Genomic DNA, 23,131 nt, shown 5'->3' on the forward strand with positions numbered 1-23,131 from the left:
TAATAAAGAAACTGCCGCGATACGCGGCAGATTCGGAATTCAGCTATTCGATTACAGACGGCTCAGATCGTTGACCAGGGCCAGCAACATCACCCCAAGCACCAGACTGATACCGATCTGAATGCCCCAACCCTGTACCCGTTCGGACAGCGGGCGACCACGCACCCACTCGGCCAGGTAAAACAGCAAATGCCCGCCATCCAGCACCGGGATGGGGAGCAAATTGAGAACCCCCAGGCTAATGCTCAGGTAGGCGAGGAAATTGAGGAAGTCCGTCACGCCCGACTGAGCCGAAGCGCCCGCCACTTTAGCAATGGTTATCGGCCCACTCAAGTTTTTTACCGACAGCTCGCCGAACAGCATTTTCTTCAGCGAATCAAGGGTTAGAACCGTCATGCCCCAGGTGCGACGCAGGCTTTCGGTGACCCCGTCGAGCGGACCGAAGCTGACTTCGCGCAGCATCTGCTCCGGCCACTCCCCTCCCTTGACCCCTACCCCCAGGTAGCCACCCCGGGCCTCGCCCTCGCCCCGCGCGCCCAGCGTGATGGGCAACTCGAGCTGCTCGTCACCGCGCTGCAGGCGCAGGGTCACCCGCTCTTCGGGCCGGGTGCGCAGCCAGTCCACCACCTGTTGCCATTCATCCAGCTTCTGCTCGTTCAGCGCCAGAAGGCGATCGCCCAGGCGCACGCCCGCCTTCCCGGCAGGCCCTTCCGGATCGAGTTCGTTGACCACGGGTTCGACCGCCGGCCGCCAGGGCGTGATGCCCAGGGACGCGAGCGGATCGGGTTCATCGACGCCGCGCAGCCAGTCACGCAGCACCAGCTGGCGTTCGGCGACCAGGGACGAGCCCTGGTCACGCACCTGCAGCTGGACCACGCCGCTCTCGCCGAGCCGGCGGACCAGGCGCAGATTGACCGCCGACCAGCCGGGCGTGTTCTCGCCGTCCACCGACACGATCTCCTGGCCGGCGCGCAGCCCCGCCGTCGCCGCCATGCTGTCCGGCTGGACCTGGCCGATCACCGGCCGCACCTGCTGGGTGCCCAGCAGGGCGATGACCCAGAAGAACAGGATGGCGAGCAGGAAGTTGGCGATGGGGCCGGCCGCGACGATGGCGATGCGCTGGCGGACCGACTTGCGGTTGAAGGCCTGGTCGAGCTGCTCGAACGGCACGTCGCCCTCGCGCTCGTCGAGCATCTTCACGTAGCCGCCCAGCGGGATGGCGGCCACCATGAACTCGGTGCCGTGGCGATCATGCCAGCGCACCAGCGGCGTGCCGAAGCCCACCGAGAAGCGCAGCACCTTGACGCCACAGCGCCGCGCCACCCAGAAGTGGCCGAATTCGTGAAAGGTCACCAGCACCCCGAGCGCGATCAGGGTGCCGAAGAACATGTACAACGCGCTCATTCCACTTTCCTCCGGGCCGCTCAGCGCCCGTGGCGATTCAACCAGTCGACTGCCAGGGCCCGGGCCCTGGCATCTGCCGCCAGCACGGCATCCAGGTCCTCGACCCGCGCCGGGGCGTCGCGATTCAGAACGTCCTCGATGATACCCGCGATCTCGGGGAAACGGATGCGCCGTTCGAGAAACGCCGCCACCGCCACCTCGTTCGCCGCATTCATCCGGGCCGGCGCACAGCCACCGGCCTCGGCCGCCTGCCGGGCCAGACGCAGGCAGGGGAAGCGTTGCTCGTCGGGATGCTGGAAGTCCAGGCGCGCCACCGCGAACAGGTCCAGCGGCGCCACGCCGGAGTCGATGCGCTCCGGCCACGCCAGCGCATTGGCGATCGGCGTGCGCATGTCCGGGTTGCCCAACTGGGCCAGCACCGAACCGTCCACGTAGTCGACCAGGGAATGGATCACGCTCTGCGGATGGATCACCACCTCCACCTGATCGGGCCGCGCATCGAACAGCCAGCAGGCCTCGATCAGCTCCAGCCCCTTGTTCATCATGCTCGCCGAATCCACCGAGATCTTGCGCCCCATGGACCAGTTCGGATGGGCGCAGGCCTGCTCGGGCGATACCTGTTCCAGCGCCGCCAGCGGCGTCTCGCGGAAGGGACCGCCGGAGGCGGTCAGCAGGATACGGCGCACCCCCACGGCGCCCAGGCCACGGGCATGGTCACCGGGCAGGCACTGGAAGATGGCATTGTGTTCGCTATCGATCGGTAGCAGCGTGGCGCCGTGCTCGCGCACCGCCTGCATGAAGAGGTCGCCGGACATCACCAGCGCTTCTTTATTCGCCAGCAGCACCTTCTTGCCCGCCCGTACCGCCGCCAGGGTCGGCTTGAGGCCGGCAGCGCCGACGATGGCGGCCATCACCGCATCCGCCTCCGGATGAGCGGCCACTTCGCACAGCCCGCCCTCCCCCGCCAGCACCCGGGTCGCCAGGCCGGCGGTCTGCAGGGCATCCTGCAGCACGCGCGCACTGCCTTCGTCGGCGGTCACAGCGAAGCTGGGCCGATGCCTGAGACACAGCTGTTCAAGCTCGTCCAGGCGGGAGAAGCCGGTCAGGGCGAAGGCCTGGTAGCGTTGCGGGTGGCGGGCGATCACGTCCAGGGTGCTCAGACCGATCGAGCCCGTCGCCCCCAGCACCACGATGCGTTGCGGTTGGCTCACTGTGCGCCCCAGCCCGCGAGCCACAGCAGCACGGCGAACACCGGTACGGCGGCGGTGAGGCTGTCGATCCGATCCAGCACGCCGCCATGGCCCGGCAGCAGGTTGCTGCTGTCCTTGATACCCGACTGGCGCTTGAACATGCTCTCGGTCAGGTCGCCGATCACCGAGACCGCCACCACCAGGGCAGCGCCGGCCAGGGCGAGCAGCAGGCTGCCGGTCTGCCAGCCCTGTTGCAGGCCGACCACCAGGGTGATCAGCAGGCTGGTGGCCAGGCCACCGTAGAAACCTTCCCAGCTCTTGCCCGGGCTCACCCGCGGCGCCAGCTTGCGCTTGCCGAAGGCCTTGCCGGAGAAATAGGCGCCGATGTCGGCCGCCCACACCAGCACCATCACCGCGATGATCAGGGCATTGGCCTGTGGCCATTGCTTGAGCAACACCAGCCCCTGCCAAGCCGGCAGCAGGATCAGCAGGCCGATCAGCAGCTTGCCGGGCAGCCCGCCCCAGTAGCGGCTGCTGTCGGGATAGCTCAGCACCAGCAGGGTCGCGGCCAGCCACCAGAGCACCGCGGCACCGAGCAGCCAGGGCGCCAGCGCCGGCACCTGCCAGGCGCCGAACAACAGGGCGGCCACTACGACCGCGTAGATCACCCGTTGCGGCTGCGCCTCCAGCCCCGCCAGGCGCGCCCACTCCCAGGCGCCCAGGCTGACCACAGCACCGATGAACAGGGCGAACCATACACCTTCGAGCAGGAAGAACCCGCCCAGGGCGATGGGCAACAGGATGAGAGCGGTGATGATGCGCTGCTTCAGCATTGACGGGCCTCGGCTTCCACCTGTTCGCTGGTCTTGCCGAAGCGACGCTGGCGGCTGGCGAAATCGGCCAGCGCCTTGCGCATGGCCTCGTGCTTGAAGTCCGGCCAGAACAGGTCGGAGAAGTACAGCTCGGAATAGGCGAGCTGCCAGAGCAGGAAGTTGCTGATGCGGTGCTCGCCGCCAGTGCGGATGCACAGGTCCGGCAGCGGCAGGTCGCCGGTGGCCAGGCAGCCCTGCAGCAGGCCGGGGGTGATGTCCTCCGCCTGCAGGTGGCCGGCCTGGACCTCGCGCGCCAGCCGCTGGGCGGCCTGGGCGATGTCCCACTGGCCACCGTAGTTGGCGGCGATCTGCAGGACGAAGCGGTTCTCGCCGGCGGTCTGCAGCTCGGCCTCGCGCATGGCGGCCTGCAGCTCCGGATGGAAGCGCGAGCGGTCACCGATGATGCGCAGGCTGATGGCGTTTTCCTTGAGCTTGCGCGCCTCGCGGCGCAGGGCGCTGAGGAACAGCTCCATCAGCGCGCCGACTTCCTCGGCCGGCCGCTGCCAGTTCTCGCTGGAGAAGGCGAACAGGGTCAGCACCTCGACGCCGGCCTCGGCGCACACCTCGATGACCGCTCGCACGGCGTCGACGCCGGCCTTGTGCCCGGCCACGCCGGGCAGCAGGCGCTTCTTCGCCCAGCGGTTGTTGCCATCCATGATGATGGCCACGTGACGAGGTATTACCGCCGGGGCTTCCTGCTTGGCCTTGCTCACATCACACCGCCATCAAGTCGGCTTCTTTGACTTCCAGGGCCTTGTCGACTTCGGCGACGAACTTGTCGGTGAGCTTCTGCACCTCGTCGGCGGCGCGGCGTTCTTCGTCTTCGCTGATTTCCTTGTCCTTGGACAGCTTCTTCAGCTCGGCCAGGGCATCGCGACGCACGTTGCGCACGGCCACCTTGGCATCCTCGGCAACGCCGCGCGCCTGCTTGGTGTAGCCCCTGCGCGTCTCTTCGGTCAGAGCCGGCATCGGTACCCGGATAGTGGTACCGGCGCTGCTCGGGTTCAGCCCGAGATCGGAGGTCATGATGGCCTTTTCGATCGCGGCGCTCAGGGTCTTGTCGTGAGCAACGATCTTCAGTGTGCGAGCATCTTCCACAGTGATCGCGGCAACCTGGTTCAGCGGCATGTCGCTGCCGTAGGCCGGGACCTTGACGCTATCCAGAATGCTCGGATGCGCACGACCAGTACGAATGGAAGCCAGGTTACGACCCAGGGACTCCAGGGACTTGCTCATACGCTCCTGGGCGTCTTTCTTGATCTCGTTGATCATTGTGCATCCTCCTCGATCAGGGTTCCTTCGCCGCCGCCCACGACGATGTTCAACAGGGCGCCAGGCTTGTTCATATTGAAGACCCGCAGCGGCATCTTGTGGTCGCGCACCAGGCAGATGGCCGTCAGGTCCATCACGCCCAGCTTGCGGTCGAGCACCTCGTCATAGGTCAGGCGCTCGAATTTCTCCGCGTTGGGGTCCTTGAAGGGGTCGGCAGTGTACACGCCATCGACCTTGGTGGCTTTCAGCACCAGGTCGGCGTCGATCTCGATGGCGCGCAGGCAGGCCGCCGAGTCGGTGGTGAAGAACGGGTTGCCGGTGCCGGCGGCGAAGATCACCACCTCGCCGGTGGACAGGTGGCGCACGGCCTTGCGGCGATCGTAGTGGTCGGTCACGCCGACCATGGAGATGGCCGACATCACCAGCGCCGGGATGTTCGAGCGTTCCAGGGCGTCGCGCATGGCCAGGGCGTTCATCACGGTGGCCAGCATGCCCATGTGATCGCCGGTAACCCGATCCATGCCGGCGGCGGACAGCGCCGCGCCGCGGAACAGGTTGCCGCCGCCGATCACCAGGCCGACCTGCACGCCGATGCCGACCAGCTGGCCGACCTCCAGCGCCATGCGATCGAGCACCTTGGGATCGATGCCGAATTCTTCCGAGCCCATCAGGGCCTCGCCGCTTAGTTTGAGCAGAATGCGTTTATAGCGAGGTTGACGACCACTCACCTGCTGAGCCATTGCGTATCTCTCCTGCGGCGTTATTTGGCTGCTTATTCTACCCGGCAGTCAGACCGCTGCCCGGAGAATTGGTGCGGGATGGCCCCGCACTTTGCAAAAGAGGCTGCACGCGCGAGCGGGCAGCCTCTTCGATGCGACAGTGTAGAACCGTCTTACTGCTTGGCAGCGGCTACCTGGGCAGCTACTTCGGCAGCGAAGTCGGACTCAGCCTTCTCGATGCCCTCGCCCACTTCATAGCGGGTGAAGGAAACGATCTCGGCACCGGCCTTCTTGACCAGGTCGCCGACCTTGACTTCCGGGTCCATGACGAAGGCTTGCTCGACCAAGCTGGCTTCGGCCAGGAACTTGGCGATACGGCCCTTGACCATGTTCTCGACGATGTTCTCCGGCTTGCCGGCGATCTTGTCGGCGTTCAGCTGCAGGAAGATTTCCTTTTCCTTGGCAACCAGTTCCTCGGAAACGTCGGACGGGCTCAGTACGGCCGGGTTGGAAGCGGCGACGTGCATGGCGACGTGCTTGGCCAGCTCCTCGGTGCCGCCCTTCAGGACGACCAGCACGCCGATGCGATGGCCGTGCAGGTAGGAGCCCACGACTTCGCCTTCGACGGCGGTCAAGCGACGGATGTTGACGTTCTCGCCGCACTTGGCAACCAGGGCCTCACGGGCGGATTCGCGGGAAGCGATCAGCGGGGCGGCGTCGGTCAGCTTCTGCTCGAAGGCTTCGTCCAGGCTCTCCTTGACGAAGGCCTTGAAGTCGTCCTGCAGGGCCAGGAAGTCGGTCTGCGAGTTGACTTCGATCAGCAGGCCGCGACCACCTTCCACACGAGCGGCGATGGCGCCTTCGGCGGCGATGTTGCCGGCCTTCTTGGCGGCCTTGATGGCACCGGAGGCGCGCATGTCGTCGATGGCCTTCTCGATGTCGCCCTCGGCGGCAACCAGGGCCTTCTTGCACTCCATCATGCCTTGGCCGGTACGCTCGCGCAGTTCTTTAACCAGGGCTGCAGTGATTTCTGCCATGTTCACAATCCTCTTGAAGTGGTGTTCAACCATTCAACCCGGCCACGCCGGGCACAAAATTTGCGACAAAATTCGCAAGAGGCAAAAAGGGGGCCTAGCCCCCTTCTCGCGCAACGGGATGCTCGCTCCCGTTATCAGCCTTCGCTGGCCTCGGAGGCGGCTTCTTCGACGAACTCGTCGGTGCCGCCAGCGGAGTTGCCACGACCACGGATCACGGCGTCGGCCATGGCACCCATGTACAGCTGGATGGCGCGGATGGCGTCGTCGTTACCCGGGATGATGTAGTCAACGCCTTCCGGGCTGCTGTTGGTATCGACGATGCCGATGACCGGGATGCCCAGCTTGTTGGCTTCGGTGATGGCGATACGCTCGTGGTCGACGTCGATCACGAACAGCGCGTCCGGCAGGCCGCCCATGTCCTTGATGCCGCCCAGGCTGCGATCCAGTTTTTCCAGATCACGGGAGCGCATCAGGGCTTCTTTCTTGGTCAGCTTGGCGAAGGTGCCGTCCTGGGACTGGGTTTCCAGCTCGCGCAGGCGCTTGATCGAAGCACGGATGGTCTTGAAGTTGGTCAGCATGCCGCCGAGCCAGCGGTGATCGACGTACGGAGAGCCGCAGCGCGCAGCTTCTTCGGCGACGATCTTGCCAGCGGAACGCTTGGTGCCGACGAACAGAATCTTGTTTTTACCGGAAGCCAGCTTCTCGACGAACGACAGAGCGTCATTGAACATCGGAAGGGTCTTTTCCAGGTTGATGATGTGGATCTTGTTGCGCGCGCCGAAAATGAACTTGCCCATTTTCGGGTTCCAGTAACGGGTCTGGTGGCCGAAGTGCACACCGGCCTTCAGCATATCGCGCATATTGACTTGGGACATGATAGTTCCTTGATAAGTCGGGTTAGGCCTCCACGCATCCCAATCTCCAACCCTTGCGGGCACCCAGGAAATCGTGTCGATACGTGTGCGGGTTAGGCTCTGCGGGCCTACTGCCCGTAAAGCGGCGCGTTTTATACCACAGTCTGCGTCCACAGGCTAGCCGAACCCCACTTTGCCGCGCCGGGCGGCTTTCTTTGTTAGAATCGCCCCCTTCCCTGATTTGCCTAGCGCCATCGGCGCCGAGAGATATCGCATGACCGTGACCATCAAGACGCCCGAAGAGATCGAAAAGATGCGCGTGGCCGGCCGCCTGGCCGCCGAAGTGCTGGAGATGATCGGCGAACACGTCAGGCCGGGCGTCACCACCGAGGAAATCGACCGCATCTGCCACGACCATATCGTCAACGTGCAGAAGGCCATCCCCGCCCCGCTCAACTACGGCGCCGCACCGGGCCGCCCGGGCTTCCCCAAGTCGATCTGCACCTCGATCAACCACGTGGTCTGCCACGGCATCCCCAACGACAAGCCGCTGAAGGACGGCGACGTGCTGAACATCGACGTCACCGTGATCAAGGACGGCTACCACGGCGACACCAGCAAGATGTTCATGGTCGGCAAGGTACCGGAGTGGGCCCAGCGCCTGGCCCAGGTCACCCAGGAATGCATGTACAAGGGCATCCAACTGGTCCGCCCGGGCGCGCGCCTGGGCGACATCGGCGAGGTGATCCAGAAGCACGCCGAGAAGAACGGCTTCTCGGTGGTCCGCGAATACTGCGGCCACGGCATCGGCGCGATCTTCCACGAGGAGCCCCAGGTGCTGCACTACGGTCGCGCCGGCACCGGTGTGGAACTCAAGGAAGGCATGACCTTCACCATCGAGCCGATGATCAACCAGGGCCGTCCGGAAACCCGCCTGCTGGGCGACGGCTGGACCGCCATCACCAAGGACCGCAAGCTCTCCGCCCAGTGGGAGCACACCGTGCTGGTCACCGCGGACGGCTACGAGATTCTCACCCTGCGCCGCGACGACACCCTGCCGCGCACCTCCGCCTGAGCCCACGTATATAGAAGGTAGGTGCGCATGCCCCAGATGGACCCGGAGTTGTTCGACCACGGCCAGTTCCAGGCGGAACTGGCGCTCAAGTCCAGTCCCATCTCGGCCTTCAAGAAGGCCATCAAGCAGGCGCGCGAGGTGCTCGACGAGCGCTTTCGCGAGGGGCGCGACATCCGCCGCCTGGTCGAGGACCGCGCCTGGTTCGTCGACCAGATCCTCCGGGAGGCGTGGAAGCGCTTCGACTGGAGCGAGGACGCCGACATCGCCCTGCTGGCGGTCGGCGGCTACGGTCGTGGTGAACTGCACCCCAATTCCGACATCGACCTGCTGATCCTGCTGGACAGCGCCGACCACGAGACCTTCCGCGAGCCCATCGAGGGCTTCCTGACCCTGCTCTGGGACATCGGCCTGGAAGTCGGCCAGAGCGTGCGCAGCGTCGACGAATGCGCCGAGGAGGCGCGCGCCGACCTGACGGTGGTCACCAACCTGATGGAGAGCCGCACCATCGCCGGCCCCGAGCGCCTGCGCCTGCGCATGCAGGAGGTCACCAGCCCGCAGCGGATGTGGCCGAGCAGCGAATTCTTCATCGCCAAGCGCCGCGAAGCCAAGGCGCGCCACGCCAAGTACAACGACACCGAGTACAACCTGGAGCCCAACGTGAAGGGCTCCCCCGGCGGCCTGCGCGACATCCAGACCATCCTCTGGGTCGCCCGCCGCCAGTTCGGCAGCCTCAACCTGCATTCCCTGGTGCAGCAGGGCTTCCTGGTCGACAGCGAGTACAGCATGCTGGCCTCGGCCCAGGAATTCCTGTGGAAAGTGCGCTACGCCCTGCACATGCTGGCCGGCCGCGCCGAGGACCGCCTGCTGTTCGATCACCAGCGCAGGATCGCCGGCCTGCTCGGCTTCGAGGACGGCGACGGCAAGCTGGCCGTCGAGCGCTTCATGCAGAAGTACTACCGGGTGGTGATGGGCGTCGCCGAACTGTCCGACCTGATCAACCAGCATTTCGAGGACGTGCTGCTGCGCGGTGGCGGAAGCGGCGTGGCACAGCCGCTGAACAGCCGCTTCCAGGTCCGCGACGGCTACATCGAGGTGGCCCACGCCAATGTCTTCAAGCGCACGCCATTCGCCATCCTCGAGGTGTTCGTGCTGCTGGCCCAGCACCCCGAACTGAAGGGCGTGCGCGCGGACACCATCCGCCTGCTGCGCGACAGCCGCTACCTGATCGACGACGAGTTCCGCCGCGACATCCGCAACACCAGCCTGTTCATCGAGCTGTTCAAGTCGCCCCAGGGCATCCACCGCAACCTGCGGCGGATGAACCGCTACGGCATCCTCGGCCGCTACCTGCCAGAGTTCGGCCACATCGTCGGGCAGATGCAGCACGACCTGTTCCACATCTATACGGTCGACGCCCACACCCTCAATCTGATCAAGCACCTGCGCAAGCTGAAGTGGCCGGAGATGGCGGAGAAGTACCCGCTGGCCAGCAAGGTCATCGACAAGCTGCCCAAACCCGAGCTGATCTACATCGCCGGCCTCTACCACGACATCGGCAAGGGCCGCGGCGGCGACCACTCTGAACTCGGCGCGGTGGATGCGGAAGCCTTCTGTGCCCGCCACCAGCTGCCGCTGTGGGACAGCCGGCTGATCGTCTGGCTGGTGCAAAACCACCTGGTGATGTCCACCACCGCCCAGCGCAAGGACCTGTCCGACCCGCAGGTGATCTTCGACTTCGCCCAACTGGTCGGCGACCAGACCCGCCTCGACTACCTCTACGTGCTCACCGTGGCCGACATCAACGCCACCAACCCCAGCCTGTGGAACTCCTGGCGCGCCAGCCTGCTGCGCCAACTCTACACCGAGACCAAGCGCGCCCTGCGCCGCGGCCTGGAGAACCCGCTGGACCGTGAGGAACAGATCCGCGCCACCCAGGTCGCCGCCATCGACATCCTAGTGCGCAACGGCATCGACCAGGACGACGCCGAGCAGCTGTGGAGCCAGCTTGGCGACGACTACTTCCTGCGCCACACCGCCAGCGACGTGGCCTGGCACACCGAGGCCATCCTCCAGCACCCGGCCGGCAAGGACCCGCTGGTGCTGATCAAGGAGACCGCCCAGCGCGAGTTCGAGGGCGCCACCCAGATATTCATCTACGCGCCGGACCAGCACGACTTCTTCGCCGTGACCGTGGCGGCCATGGACCAGCTCAACCTGAACATCCACGACGCCCGGGTGATCACCTCCACCAGCCAGTTCACCCTGGACACCTACATCGTCCTCGACGCCGACGGCGGCCGCATCGGCGACAACCCGGCGCGCATCCGGGAAATCCGCGACGGCCTGGTGGAGGCGCTGAAGAACCCGGACGACTACCCGTCCATCATCCAGCGCCGGGTGCCACGCCAGCTCAAGCACTTCGCCTTCGCCCCGCAGGTGACCATCCACAACGACGCCCAGCGCCCGGTCACCGTGCTGGAGATCACCGCGCCGGACCGCCCCGGCCTGCTGGCGCGGATCGGCAAGATCTTCCTCGACTTCGACCTGTCGCTGCAGAACGCCAAGATCGCCACCCTCGGCGAGCGGGTGGAGGACGTGTTCTTCGTCACCGACGCCAACAACCAGCCGCTCTCCGACCCCGAACTGTGCGCCCACCTGCAGGACACCATCATCCGGCAGCTGTCCCAGGCCAACGGCGAAACCCTCGACCTCGGCTCGATCAGCATCTGAACCCGGCCGCACCGCGCAAGAAAGAGACCTCATGAACCACGCCCTGACCCAGCTGCAGCCCTACCCCTTCGAGAAACTGCGCGCCCTGCTCGCCGGCATCACCCCGCCGGCGGACAAGCGGCCGATCGCCCTGTCCATCGGCGAACCCAAGCACAAGTCGCCGGACTTCGTCGCCAAGGCCCTGGCGGACAATCTCGATCAGCTGGCCGTCTATCCCACCACTCTGGGCATCCCGTCCCTGCGCGAAGCCATCGCCGCCTGGTGCGAACGCCGCTTCGGCGTGCCAAACGGCTGGCTGGACGCCGCCCGCCATGTGCTGCCGGTCAACGGCACCCGCGAGGCGCTGTTCGCCTTCACCCAGACCGTGGTGCAGCGCGATGCAGGCGGCCTGGTGGTCAGCCCCAACCCGTTCTACCAGATCTACGAAGGCGCGGCCCTGCTCGCCGGCGCCGAGCCGCACTACCTGCCGTGCCGGGAAGACAACGGCTTCAACCCGGACTTCGACGCCGTGCCGGCCGACGTCTGGCGGCGCTGCCAGATTCTCTTCCTCTGCTCGCCGGGCAACCCCACCGGCGCGCTGGTGCCGCTGGAACAGCTGAAGAAGCTGATCGCCCTGGCCGACGAGTACGACTTCGTGATCGCCGCCGACGAGTGCTACAGCGAGCTGTATTTCGACGAGGACAACCCGCCGCCCGGCCTGCTGACCGCCTGCGCCGAACTGGGCCGCCGTGACTTCAAGCGCTGCGTGGTGTTCCACAGCCTGTCCAAGCGCTCCAACCTGCCGGGCCTGCGCTCCGGCTTCGTCGCTGGCGACGCCGACATCCTCAAGGCCTTCCTGCTGTACCGCACCTACCACGGCTGCGCCATGCCGGTGCAGACCCAGCTGGCCAGCGTCGCCGCCTGGCAGGACGAGGCCCACGTGCGCGCCAACCGCGACCAGTACCGGGCGAAATACGATGCCGTGCTGGAAATCCTCCAACCGGTGCTGGACGTGCAGCGCCCGGACGGCAGCTTCTACCTGTGGGCACGCACCCCGGGCGACGACACCGTCTTCACCCGCGAACTGTTCGCCCGCGAGCACGTCACCGTGGTGCCGGGTTCCTATCTGTCGCGCGAAGTGAATGGCGAGAATCCGGGCGCAGGCCGCGTGCGCATGGCGCTGGTCGCGCCGCTGGCCGAATGTATCGAGGCCGCGCAACGCATTCGCGACTTCATCCGGGGCTGATCAGCGGGCAAAAGAAACCCGGCACGGGGGCCGGGTAGGGAGAGCATCACGGTGTCACCTTGACCGGGTGGACGTGAAAAGAATGTGAAAAGCCCGCCCGCGTCTTCCAGCGCTGCCCAACGGGCATCCTAAAACCAAATAATATCCAGGAGGATCAATGCCTTACGTTCTTTACGGAATCAAGGCCTGCGACACCATGAAGAAGGCCCGCACCTGGCTCGACGAGCATGGCGTCGCCTACGACTTCCACGACTACAAGGTCTCCGCCATCGACCGCGCCAATCTGCAGAAATGGTGCGCCGAGCATAGCTGGGAAACCGTGCTGAACCGCGCCGGCACCACCTTCCGCAAGCTGGACGACGCGCAGAAAGCCGATCTGGACCAGGACAAGGCCATCGAGCTGATGCTGGCCCAGCCCTCGATGATCAAGCGCCCGGTGCTGGACCTCGGCAACAGGACGCTGGTCGGCTTCAAGCCGGACCTCTACGCCGCCGCCCTCGAGTAGCCGCCCAGCTCCGGGAGACGATTCATTGATCTCGATCTATAGGGCTCCCGGCGCGACTCGATAGTGTTCCCTCCCGTCCACCCAGCGAGAGGGAGCCCCCATGTCCGCCTCCATCCAGTACGACCCGACGCGCCACGGCGACATGCCCGAAGTCTGGCGGCAGATCGGCATGCCCGCCGCCGCCGTGCTGCTCATCGGCTATGAAGACACCGTCGGCAGCGTGGTCGAGCGGGTGATCGATACCCGCATGTTCGCCAACCTGGCCTTCGGCCCCACCATCCTGGCCCACTGCCGGCTGCGCGACGCCGTGCGCGAGTTCCGCATCGACCGCATCCACAGCTGCTTCGACGAGAGCACCGGCCAGCCGGTCGAGGATGTCTACGAGTACCTGCACGGTCTGTACATGAGCACGCCGGACTACACCCTCGACTGCCTGATGAACGAGCAGCACGACGTACTGCGCGTGCTGCTCTATCTGCTGGAGGCCGGCGACAACACCTCCGAGCAGGTCACCGCCGCCCTGGCCGAGACCTGTCGCCACCTGAGCGGCGACGAGCGCATCAGCGACGCCGCGCTGGACGAGCGCCTGACGCCGATCCGCGGCGCCGGCGCCCAGGCCTACCGCGCCTGGGTCGGCCGCCTCGGCAAGCGCCTGACCGGCGACGCCCGGCACCTGCTGCTGCGCCTGGCCAACCGCCTGGTCAAGCGCGAGGGTAACCTCAACGAGGCGCAGCGCGACGCCCTGGACTACCTGTCCGCGCGCTTCACCCAGGTGGCCTGAACGCCCGCGGAGACATGCGGCAGCGATTGGGGCTCGGGAATACGCCCGGACAGTTGTAAACTGCGCGCCACACAATCCGGTTCGCAGTCCGGGCCGGCGCATGGCCGCCCCTGCCCTCCATTCGTCTTGTCACAAGGAATCCCCACATGTCGCAATCCCTGTTCAGCCTGGCCTTCGGTGTCGGCACCCAGAACCGCCAGGGCGCCTGGCTGGAAGTCTTCTACGCGCAACCGCTGCTGAACCCGGCCGCCGAGCTGGTCGCACTGGTCGCCGGGAAGCTGGGCTACGCAGGCGGCAACCAGGCCATCGCCATCAGCACCACCCAGGCCGCCGAGCTGGCCGCCGCGATCAAGGGCGTGGACGCCGCCCAGGCCGCCCTGCTCACCCGCCTGGCCGAGAGCCACAAGCCGCTGGTCGCCACCCTGCTGGCCGAAGACGCGACCCTGGCCTCCACCCCCGAGGCCTACCTCAAGCTGCACCTGCTGTCCCACCGCCTGGCACGGCCCCACGGCCTGAACCTGGCAGGCATCTTCCCGCTGCTGCCCAACGTGGCCTGGACCAGCCAGGGCGCCGTCGACCTGGGCGAGCTGGGCGAGCGCCAGCTGGAAGCGCGCCTCAAGGGCGAGCTGCTGGAAGTGTTCTCGGTGGACAAGTTCCCGAAGATGACCGACTACGTGGTGCCGGCCGGCGTGCGCATCGCCGATAGCGCCCGCGTGCGCCTGGGCGCCTACATCGGCGAGGGCACCACGGTGATGCACGAGGGCTTCGTCAACTTCAACGGCGGCACCGAGGGCCCCGGTATGATCGAAGGCCGCGTGTCCGCCGGCGTGTTCGTCGGCAAGGGCTCGGACCTGGGCGGCGGCTGCTCGACCATGGGCACCCTGTCCGGCGGCGGCAACATCGTCATCAGCGTCGGCGAAGGCTGCCTGATCGGCGCCAACGCCGGCATCGGCATCCCGCTGGGCGACCGCAACACCGTGGAGTCCGGCCTGTACGTCACCGCCGGCACCAAGGTGGCCCTGCTCGACGACCAGAACAACCTGGTGCGGGTGGTCAAGGCCCGCGAGCTGGCCGGCCAACCAGACCTGCTGTTCCGCCGCAACTCGCAGACCGGCGCGGTGGAGTGCAAGACCAACCGCACCGCCATCGAGCTGAACGAGTCCCTGCACGCACACAACTGATCCATGGCGGGGCGGCTCACGGGCCGCCCCGCCATGCACGGCCATGCAGACACTCGACGTCTCCGCCTTCGTCAGCTTCACCCTGGCGATCCTCCTGCTGTTCGCCGGCAAGGCGCTCACCCACGCCTTCGAGCCGTTGCGCCGCTACAGCATCCCGGAGTCGGTGATCGGCGGCTTCATCTGCGCCGCCGCCACCGCCATCCTCTACTACGGTTTCGACCTGCAGCCGCGCTTCGAACTGGAAGTGCGCGACCTGCTGCTCCTGTATTTCTTCGCCGCCATCGGGCTGCGCGCCGACCTCTCGACCCTGCTCAAGGGCGGACGGGCGCTCACCGTCCTGCTGGCCTTGGCGACCACCTATATCCTCGCGCAGAACCTGCTCGGCATGGGCCTGGCCGATGCCTTCGGGCTGGACGCCAAGGCCGGGCTGATGCTCGGCTCCATCTCGCTGACCGGCGGCGTGGGTACCACCCTGGCCTGGTCGCCCTACTTCATCGACAGCCTCGGCATCGACAACGCCCTGGAACTGGGCATCGCGGCCAACACCATGGGGCTAATCGCGGCCTGCCTGATCGGCGGCCCCATCGCCCGCTACCTGCTGACCCGCCACCGCCTGCCGCCGCCGGAGACGACCCGGCTGGACGTCGGCCTGAGCTTCGCCGAGGAGCGCCCAAAGCTCGACTACTACGGCGTGCTCTGGGCCTGGATGTGGCTCAACCTGACGCTGCTGATCGGCGAGGGCCTGCACGGCCTGCTCGCCCGCACCGGCCTGACCCTGCCGGAGTTCGTCAGTTGCCTGATGGCCGGCATCGCCCTGCGCAACGGCCTGCCGCCGCTGCGGCGCTGGCTGTTCCGCAGCCGCCTGCTCAGCCCGCGCACGGCCCGGGCCAGCAGCTGGCTCAACGCCAAGGACGGCCTGGCGCTGATTTCCGACATCTGCCTGGGGCTGTTCCTGACCATGGCGCTGATGGGCCTGCGCCTGTGGGAGCTGGAAGGGCTGCTCGGCCTGATCCTGCTGGTGATCGGCCTGCAGGTGCTGATGTGCGTGGCCTTCACCCTGCTGGTAGTATTCCGCCTGATGGGCCGCGACTACGAGGCCGCCGTGATCTGCTCCGGCTTCGGCGGCATCGCCCTGGGCTCGACCGCGACGGCCATCGTCAACATGACCGCCGTCACCCAGCAATATGGCGCGGCGCACCGGGCCTTCATCCTGGTGCCGCTGGTGTGCGGCTTCTTCATCGATCTGGTCAACGCCCTGATCATCAACCTGCTGGTAACCCTGTGAGTTCGCTCGTTTCGCCCTGGCGCCAGGACTTCCCGGCCCTGGCGGCCTTCGACGCCGAAGGCCAGACCTACCTGGACAGCGCCGCCACCGCGCAGAAGCCCCGGGTCATGCTCGACGGCCTGCTCGGCCACCTGGCCGGCGGTGCGGCCAACGTGCACCGCGCCCAGCACCTGCCCGGCGAGCGCGCCACCCGCGCCTTCGAGGCCACCCGGGACCAGGCCGCGGCCTGGCTGAACGCGGCCAGTCGCGACGAGATCGTCTTCACCCGTGGCGCCACCGAATCCCTCAACCTGCTCGCCTACGGCCTGGAGCACCTGTTCCAGCCCGGCGACCGGATCGTCGTCAGCGCCCTGGAACACCACGCCAACCTGCTGCCCTGGCAACAGCTGGCGCTGCGCCGCAGCCTTGAGCTGGTGGTGCTGCCGCTGGACGCCGCCGGCACCATCGACCTGGAACGGGCCGCCGGGCTGATCGGCCCGCGCACCCGCCTGCTTGCGGTATCGCAACTGTCCAACGTGCTCGGCCGCTGGCAGCCGGTGCGGGAGCTGGCCGCCCTCGCCCGCGCCCAGGGCGCGCTGAGCGTGGTCGACGGCGCCCAGGGCGCGGTTCACGGCCGGCACGACATCCAGGCCCTGGGCTGCGACTTCTACGTCTGCTCCAGCCACAAGCTCTACGGCCCGGACGGCGTCGGCCTGCTGCACGGCCGGCGCGAGGCCCTGGAGCGGCTGCGCCACTGGCAGTTCGGCGGCGAGATGGTGTTGCAGGCCGACTACGAGGAATCCCGCTTCCGCGCCGCGCCGCTGGGCTTCGAGGCCGGCACGCCACCGATCTCCGGCGTCATCGCCCTGGGCGCGACGCTGACCTACTTGGCCGGCTTGGACGCCGCCGCCGTCGCCCGCCACGAAGCCGCGCTGCACGCCGAACTGCTCGCCGGCCTGGCCGTCCGCGACGGCGTGCGCCTGCTCGGCGAGCCGCAGCTGGCCCTGGCCAGCTTCACCGTGGACGGCGTGCACAGCGCCGACCTGGCCCACCTGCTGACCGACCAGGGCATCGCCGTGCGCACCGGCCACCACTGCGCCATGCCGCTGCTCAAGCGCCTGGGCCTGAGCGGCGCGATCCGCGTGTCCCTCGGCCTGTACAACGATGGCGCCGACTTGGAGCGCTTCTTCGCCGCCCTCGACCAGGCCCTGGAGCTGCTGCGATGAAGCGCAATTCCCGTGGGAGCGGCTTCAGCCGCGAACCCTCGGCATCATCTGCTTTCGCGACTGAAGCCGCTCCCACAAGGGTGTGTCCATGAGTCTGCCGGACGCTGCCCAGCAAGCCCTGGAGGCCTTCTCCGCCTGCCCCGGCTGGGAGCAGCGCGCGCGCCTATTGATGCAGTGGGGCGAGCGTCTGACGCCGCTGGGCGAGGACGAGCGCAACGAGGCCAACCGGGTCAGCGGCTGCGAGAGCCAGGTCTGGCTGGTGGGCGAGCGCGACGGCGCCACCTGGCGCTTCCGCGCCGCCAGCGACGCCCGCCTGATCCGCGGCCTGCTGGCCGTGCTGCTGGCGCGGGTCGAAGGCCTGGACGATGCCGAGCTGCAGCGCCTCGACCTGGTCGACTGGTTCGCCCGGCTCGGCCTCTCCCGCCAACTGTCGCCCTCGCGCAGCAACGGCCTGAACGCCGTGCTGCTGCGCATGCGCGAGCTGGCCGCTGGCTAGCGACGCATCGCCTCGAACAGAGCGAACTCCCAGCGCCGCATCGCCAGCACCAGGGTGTAGCCCTCGCGCTCGTGCGAGGCCAGCTTCTGGTCGGCCAGGTGCTGCTGGGCGAATTCCTGCGCCACCCGCTGCAGGCGCTCCACGAAGGACGGCGCCAGCGCCCGGCTGATCCGCCCGTGCACCAGCAGCAGGCCCTCGTCGTCGCCGGCGAAGTGGCCGGCGTAGTAGTCCTGTAGCGCCTGTTTGCGGAAGTAGCGCATCACCGGGCCATCCGGCTGCCAGCGGAAGGTCTTGGCCAGCTTCAGCCGGTAACGGTTCAGCGGCTTGAGTTCTATCACCCCGAGCCGGTCCAGGCGGATCAGCGCACGCACCGCCTCGGCGTCACTCAGGCGGTAGGTGGAGACGATCTGTTCGAAGGTCCACTGGCTGAGCACGCAGATCGCCACCAGCAGCAGTTGCTCGTCCGCCACCACGGCCTGCTCCTGTTCCAGGCTCAGCCGGCCCAGCAGCGGCTGCGCCTCCACCACCTGGCGGGCCAGGTCGGCGAAGTCCAGCTGCAGCACGCGGCAAATGGCATCTACCCGCGACAGCGGCATGTCCGCCCTGGCGAGCATGCGCTTGACGTTGGATTCGGACATGCCCAGCTCCCGCGCCAGGTCCGCGTAGGTGAGCTGACGAGCCTTCAGCTCGCGCTTAATGATGTCTACCAGATCGATGGTCGCGCCCATGGGTATCGCCTGAGTGAACCAGATGGCCAGTTATACGCCACCCAGCATACCCAAGAGAGACTTTTCGCCACCCCGGAAACAGACTGCCGCCATCGCAACCGACCTGATGGAGCAGACCGATGACCGCCACCCCGCCACGCCACTTGCCTCTCCCGCTCGCCCTGTTCGGCCTCAGCCTGGCGCTCATCGCCCTCTTCGGCCCCGCCGTGCAGCAGCCGGAGCACTACCACGCCTTCGCCGACCAGCGCGCCCTGCTCGGCATTCCCTGCGCCATGGACGTGCTCAGCAATCTGCCCTTTCTGCTGCTCGGCCTGCTCGGTCTGGCCCGCCTGCCGCGCATCGCCAACGCGCGCTGGCGCGGCCTCGGCCTGCTGCTGAGCCTGGGGCTGCTGACCACCTTCCTCGGCTCCGCCGCCTATCACCTGGCGCCCACCGACGGCGGGCTGCTCTACGATCGCCTCGGCATGCTGGTGCTGTTCGCCGGCGTGCTCGGCCTGGCGACCGCGGACCGCATGGGCCTGGCCGCCGGCGGCATGACTTCGTTCGGCGTGCTGGCCGGCGGCGCGGCCGGCCTGTGGGTGTGGTGGAGCCAGGGCGACCTGCTGCCCTGGGTCGTGCTGCAGGGCGGCGGCATGCTGCTCCTGGCGCTGCTCGCCGTCGCCCGCCCGGTACGTGGCGGCCATGGCTTCAGGCTGGGGCTGTGCGTCGCCTGGTATGGCCTGGCCAAGCTGTTCGAGCTGGGCGACGGCTACCTGTTCCAGCTCAGCGGCGAGCTGCTCTCGGGGCATAGCGTCAAGCACCTGCTGGCCGGGCTCGCCGTGCTGCCGGTGCTGTTACCGCTGATCGGCTGCCAGCCGGCCCGCAAGGCCGGGCGGCTGCCCGGACTTCTGCTCAGGCGCTAGGCCGGCGCTCCGAAGGCCGGCGGGTGCCGGCCACCAGCTTGTCGACGATGCGCGCGGCGGCGGCCATGCCGAAGCTGGCGGTGACCATCATCACCGCGCCGAAGCCGCCGGCGCAGTCCAGCCTGACCCCTTCGCCGACGAAGCCCTTGGCCTGGCACACGGTGCCGTCCGGCTTCGGGTAGCGCAGCTGCTCGGTGGAGAACACGCAAGGCACGCTGTAGCTGCGCCCCGGCGTGCGGGAGAAGTTGTAGTCGCGGCGCAGGGTGGAACGCACCTTGGCCGCCAGCGGATCGTTGAAAGTCTTGTTGAGGTCGGCGACCTGGATCTGCGTGGGGTCGACCTGCCCGCCGGCGCCGCCGGTGGTGACGATCTGGATCTTGCGCCGCTTGCACCAGGCGATCAGCGCGGCCTTGGCCGCCACGCTGTCGATGCAGTCGATGACCCCGTCGAGCTGCTCGGTGATGTACTCGGCCATGGTCTCGCGGGTGACAAAGTCGGCCACCGCGTGCACCACGCACGCCGGATTGATCGCGCGGATGCGCGCCGCCATCTCGTCGACCTTGGCCTTGCCCACGGCACCTTCGATGGCGTGCACCTGGCGGTTGGTGTTGGTGATGCACACGTCGTCCAGATCGAACAGCGAAATCTCGCCCACCCCGGAGCGGGCCAGCGCCTCCGCCGCCCAGGAGCCGACGCCGCCGATGCCCACCACCGCCACGTGCGCCGCCGCCAGGCGCTCCAGCCCCTCGCGCCCGTACAGCCGGGCTATGCCGCCGAAGCGCTGTTCATCCGTCATCTCGCATCCCCTGGAAATCCGGCCGGCATTATAAGCCGCGCGCGGCGCATCCGGGCGGAACCCATCGGGCCAGCGGCGGCCCAATGAGCGACCATCGGCTGCGCTATACAGTCCGGATGGCGCGGAGTAGCATGCGCGCCATCCGGCGTTCGCCGGCCTTCTCCAGTTCCTTTTCGCGGAACCCCCAAACAGCCATGCCAACGCGCAAACTCGGAATCAACCTGGTGGTCATCGTGGCGATCGCCGCCCTGTTCACCGGCCTCTGGGCACTCTACAACCGCCCGGTCAGCGCCCCGGAATGGCCGGAGCAGATCTCCGGCTTCTCCTACTCGCCCTTCCGCGCCGGGCAGAACCCGCAGCAGAACATCTACCCCGACGACGCCCAGATGCGCGCCGACCTGGAGCTGCTGAGCCAGCACACCGACAGCATCCGCACCTACTCGGTGGACGGCACGCTGGAGCACATCCCGCTCCTCGCCGAGGAGTTCGGCCTGCGGGTGACGCTGGGCATCTGGATCGGCACCGACCTGGAGCGCAACGAGCGCGAGATCGCCAAGGCCATCGAGATCGCCAACAACTCGCGCAGCGTGGTGCGGGTGGCGGTCGGCAACGAGGCACTGTTCCGCAGCGAGATCAAGGTCAAGGACCTGATCGCCTACATCGACCGGGTGCGCGCGGCGGTCAAGGTGCCCGTCACCACCTCCGAGCAGTGGCACATCTGGCAGGAATACCCTGAGTTGGCCGACCACGTCGACCTGATCGCCGCCCACGTTCTGCCCTACTGGGAGTTCGTGCCGATGGAGGACTCCACCGACTTCGTCCTCGAACGCGCCAAGGACATGCGCCGGCTGTTCCCGAAGAAGCCGCTGCTGCTCTCCGAGGTGGGCTGGCCGAGCAACGGCCGCACCCGTGGCGGCGCCGAGGCCGACCAGGCGGACCAGGCCATCTACCTGCGCACCCTGGTCAACGCGCTGAATGCCAAGGGCTACAACTATTTCGTCATCGAGGCCTTCGACCAGCCGTGGAAGGCCAGCGACGAGGGCTCGGTGGGCGCCTACTGGGGCGTCTACAACCTGGACCGACAGCCCAAGTTCGCCTTCGAGGGCCCGGTGATCGCCATTCCCCAGTGGCGCCTGCTGGCCGTGGCTTCGGTGGTGATGGGCCTGCTGGCCCTGGCGCTGATGCTGATCGACGGCAGTTCGCTACGCCAGCGCGGCCGCACCTTCCTCACCTTCGTCGCCTTCGTCGGCGGCTCCGCCCTGGTGTGGATCGCCTACGACTACAGCCAGCAGTACAGCACCTGGTTCAGCCTGACCGTGGGCTGCCTGCTCGGCATCGGTGCACTGGGCGTGTTCATCGTCCTGCTCACCGAGGCCCACGAACTGGCCGAGACCGCCTGGGTGCGCAAGCGCCGCCGGCCGTTCCTGCCGGTGATCGCCGACACCGCCTACCGGCCCAAGGTGTCGATCCACGTGCCCTGCTACAACGAGCCGCCGGAGATGGTGAAGCAGACCCTGGACGCCCTGGCGGCCATGGACTACCCGGACTTCGAAGTCATCATCATCGACAACAACACCAAGGACCCGAAGGTGTGGGAGCCGGTAGAAGCTTACTGCCAGCAGCTCGGCCCGCGCTTCCGCTTCTTCCACGTGGCGCCCATCGAGGGCTTCAAGGGCGGCGCGCTGAACTATATCCTGCCGCACACCGCGCCGGATGCCGAAGTGATCGCGGTGATCGACTCCGACTACTGCGTCGACCGCAACTGGCTCAAGCACATGGTGCCGCACTTCGCCGACCCGAAGATCGCCGTGGTGCAGTCGCCGCAGGACTACCGCGACGGCGACGAGAACACCTTCAAGAAGCTCTGCTACGCCGAATACAAGGGCTTCTTCCACATCGGCATGGTCACCCGCAACGACCGCAACGCGATCATCCAGCACGGCACCATGACCATGATCCGGCGCAGCGTGATGGACGAGCTGAAGTGGGCCGACTGGACCATCTGCGAAGATGCCGAGCTGGGCCTGCGCGTGTTCGAGAAGGGCTACTCGGCGGCCTACGCCCACGAGAGCTTCGGCCGTGGCCTGATGCCCGACACTTTCATCGACTACAAGAAGCAGCGCTTCCGCTGGGCCTACGGCGCCATCCAGATCATGAAGGGCCACGCCCGCAGCCTGTTCCGTGGCCAGGGCTCGGAGCTGACTCGCGGCCAGCGCTACCACTTCATCGCCGGCTGGCTGCCGTGGATCGCCGACGGCCTGAACATCTTCTTCACCGTCGGCGCGCTGCTCTGGTCGGCGGCCATGATCATCGTGCCCAACCGGGTCGACCCGCCGCTGATGATCTTCGCCATCCCGCCGCTGGCGCTGTTCTTCTTCAAGTTCGGCAAGATCATGTTCCTCTACCGCAAGGCCGTGGGCGTGGACCTGGCGCGCTCGTTCCAGGCGGCCATCGCCGGCCTGGCGCTGTCGCACACCATCGCCAAGGCGGTGCTCTACGGGGCGTTCACCAAGACCATCCCGTTCTTCCGCACGCCGAAGATGGCCAGCAACCACGGCATCCTCGTGGCCCTGGCAGAGGCCCGTGAGGAAGTGTTCATCATGCTCCTGCTGTGGGGCGCGGCCATCGGCATCGCCTTCGCCCAGGACATCGGCAACGCCGACGTGAAGTTCTGGGTCGCCACCCTGCTGGTGCAGTCCCTGCCGTACCTGGCGGCGCTGCTGATGGCCCTGCTCTCCTCCCTGCCCAGGCCAGCCGGGGAAGAAGCCGCGCAAACCGCATAGCCCACCTCGACGGTGGTGGGTCGATGCCATGGTGGGAGCGGCCTTGGCCGCGATAGGTGCCGGCCAAAGCGTGGTCTCCCACAAGAGCTTT

Annotated in this window: 21 protein-coding genes; 11 read left to right on the forward strand and 10 right to left on the reverse strand. The window is 67.2% G+C overall.

Features of this window, described 5'->3' with window-relative positions; translation table 11 throughout:
- Positions 1-51: 51 nt before the first annotated feature.
- The 8 genes from rseP to rpsB all read right to left on the reverse strand — a co-directional run bounded on the left by rseP (position 52) and on the right by rpsB (position 7,369).
- Positions 52-1,404, reverse strand: coding sequence for a sigma E protease regulator RseP (rseP, locus tag N7640_RS13400; RefSeq protein WP_279904363.1), 1,353 nt, complete (start codon positions 1,402-1,404; stop codon positions 52-54).
- 20 nt (positions 1,405-1,424) lie between these two features.
- Positions 1,425-2,615, reverse strand: coding sequence for a 1-deoxy-D-xylulose-5-phosphate reductoisomerase (gene ispC / locus N7640_RS13405; RefSeq protein ID WP_279904362.1), 1,191 nt, complete (start codon positions 2,613-2,615; stop codon positions 1,425-1,427).
- Positions 2,612-3,427, reverse strand: coding sequence for a phosphatidate cytidylyltransferase (locus N7640_RS13410; RefSeq protein ID WP_279904361.1), 816 nt, complete (start codon positions 3,425-3,427; stop codon positions 2,612-2,614). Before N7640_RS13410 ends, ispC begins: the two co-directional genes overlap by 4 nt.
- Positions 3,421-4,179: a polyprenyl diphosphate synthase gene (gene uppS / locus N7640_RS13415; RefSeq protein WP_279904360.1), complete on the reverse strand. Its 759-nt coding sequence runs from the start codon at positions 4,177-4,179 to the stop codon at positions 3,421-3,423. The genes N7640_RS13410 and uppS overlap by 7 nt, the downstream gene beginning before the upstream one ends.
- Position 4,180: 1 nt before the next feature.
- A complete protein-coding gene (gene frr, locus N7640_RS13420; protein WP_220814847.1) occupies positions 4,181-4,738 on the reverse strand; it encodes a ribosome recycling factor in 558 nt (185 codons plus the stop codon).
- A complete protein-coding gene (gene pyrH / locus N7640_RS13425) occupies positions 4,735-5,478 on the reverse strand; it encodes a UMP kinase (protein ID WP_220814846.1) in 744 nt (247 codons plus the stop codon). Before pyrH ends, frr begins: the two co-directional genes overlap by 4 nt.
- A gap of 152 nt (positions 5,479-5,630) precedes the next feature.
- Positions 5,631-6,494, reverse strand: a complete 864-nt coding sequence (gene tsf, locus N7640_RS13430; RefSeq protein ID WP_220814845.1) for a translation elongation factor Ts — start codon at positions 6,492-6,494, stop codon at positions 5,631-5,633.
- 134 nt (positions 6,495-6,628) lie between these two features.
- Positions 6,629-7,369 carry a 30S ribosomal protein S2 gene (rpsB, locus tag N7640_RS13435; RefSeq protein WP_043306949.1) on the reverse strand — a complete coding sequence of 247 codons (741 nt, stop codon included), beginning with the start codon at positions 7,367-7,369 and terminating at the stop codon, positions 6,629-6,631.
- Between the two features lie 253 nt (positions 7,370-7,622).
- Between rpsB and map the strand changes: the two genes are divergently transcribed.
- From map to N7640_RS13480, 9 genes are all read left to right on the forward strand, one after another.
- Complete coding sequence (gene map, locus N7640_RS13440) at positions 7,623-8,423, forward strand: type I methionyl aminopeptidase (protein WP_220814844.1); 801 nt, start codon at positions 7,623-7,625, stop codon at positions 8,421-8,423.
- A 27-nt stretch (positions 8,424-8,450) separates the two neighbouring features.
- Positions 8,451-11,153 carry a [protein-PII] uridylyltransferase gene (locus tag N7640_RS13445; protein ID WP_279904359.1) on the forward strand — a complete coding sequence of 901 codons (2,703 nt, stop codon included), beginning with the start codon at positions 8,451-8,453 and terminating at the stop codon, positions 11,151-11,153.
- A 31-nt stretch (positions 11,154-11,184) separates the two neighbouring features.
- Entirely contained in the window at positions 11,185-12,378 is a 1,194-nt protein-coding gene (gene dapC / locus N7640_RS13450) for a succinyldiaminopimelate transaminase (protein WP_279904358.1), read from the forward strand.
- Between the two features lie 157 nt (positions 12,379-12,535).
- Positions 12,536-12,883, forward strand: coding sequence for an ArsC family reductase (locus N7640_RS13455; RefSeq protein WP_279904357.1), 348 nt, complete (start codon positions 12,536-12,538; stop codon positions 12,881-12,883).
- Positions 12,884-12,983: 100 nt separating this feature from the next.
- Positions 12,984-13,664, forward strand: coding sequence for a hypothetical protein (locus N7640_RS13460; RefSeq protein ID WP_279904356.1), 681 nt, complete (start codon positions 12,984-12,986; stop codon positions 13,662-13,664).
- Between the two features lie 146 nt (positions 13,665-13,810).
- Entirely contained in the window at positions 13,811-14,845 is a 1,035-nt protein-coding gene (dapD, locus tag N7640_RS13465) for a 2,3,4,5-tetrahydropyridine-2,6-dicarboxylate N-succinyltransferase (protein ID WP_279904355.1), read from the forward strand.
- Positions 14,846-14,888: 43 nt separating this feature from the next.
- Entirely contained in the window at positions 14,889-16,130 is a 1,242-nt protein-coding gene (gene gltS, locus N7640_RS13470; protein ID WP_279904354.1) for a sodium/glutamate symporter, read from the forward strand.
- Entirely contained in the window at positions 16,127-17,335 is a 1,209-nt protein-coding gene (locus tag N7640_RS13475; RefSeq protein ID WP_279904353.1) for a cysteine desulfurase, read from the forward strand. The genes gltS and N7640_RS13475 overlap by 4 nt, the downstream gene beginning before the upstream one ends.
- An 88-nt stretch (positions 17,336-17,423) precedes the next feature.
- A complete protein-coding gene (locus N7640_RS13480; protein WP_279904352.1) occupies positions 17,424-17,831 on the forward strand; it encodes a SufE family protein in 408 nt (135 codons plus the stop codon).
- On the opposite strand, the gene N7640_RS13485 is transcribed toward N7640_RS13480, so the two are convergent.
- Positions 17,828-18,559 carry a helix-turn-helix transcriptional regulator gene (locus tag N7640_RS13485; RefSeq protein ID WP_279904351.1) on the reverse strand — a complete coding sequence of 244 codons (732 nt, stop codon included), beginning with the start codon at positions 18,557-18,559 and terminating at the stop codon, positions 17,828-17,830. The two genes, N7640_RS13480 and N7640_RS13485, sit on opposite strands and share 4 nt — an antisense overlap.
- Before the next feature lie 119 nt (positions 18,560-18,678).
- On the opposite strand from N7640_RS13485, the gene N7640_RS13490 reads away from it, so the two are divergent.
- Positions 18,679-19,461, forward strand: a complete 783-nt coding sequence (locus N7640_RS13490; protein ID WP_279904350.1) for a hypothetical protein — start codon at positions 18,679-18,681, stop codon at positions 19,459-19,461.
- Here the strand turns inward: N7640_RS13490 and tcdA are convergent.
- Positions 19,451-20,257 carry a tRNA cyclic N6-threonylcarbamoyladenosine(37) synthase TcdA gene (gene tcdA, locus N7640_RS13495; RefSeq protein ID WP_279904349.1) on the reverse strand — a complete coding sequence of 269 codons (807 nt, stop codon included), beginning with the start codon at positions 20,255-20,257 and terminating at the stop codon, positions 19,451-19,453. The genes N7640_RS13490 and tcdA overlap by 11 nt on opposite strands.
- Positions 20,258-20,451: 194 nt before the next feature.
- On the opposite strand from tcdA, the gene N7640_RS13500 reads away from it, so the two are divergent.
- A complete protein-coding gene (locus N7640_RS13500; protein WP_279904348.1) occupies positions 20,452-23,040 on the forward strand; it encodes a glycosyltransferase in 2,589 nt (862 codons plus the stop codon).
- The last annotated feature ends 91 nt before the right edge of the window (positions 23,041-23,131 follow it).

Origin of the sequence: Pseudomonas sp. GD04015 (assembly GCF_029837675.1) — a bacterium.
GTDB lineage: Bacteria > Pseudomonadota > Gammaproteobacteria > Pseudomonadales > Pseudomonadaceae > Aquipseudomonas > Aquipseudomonas paralcaligenes.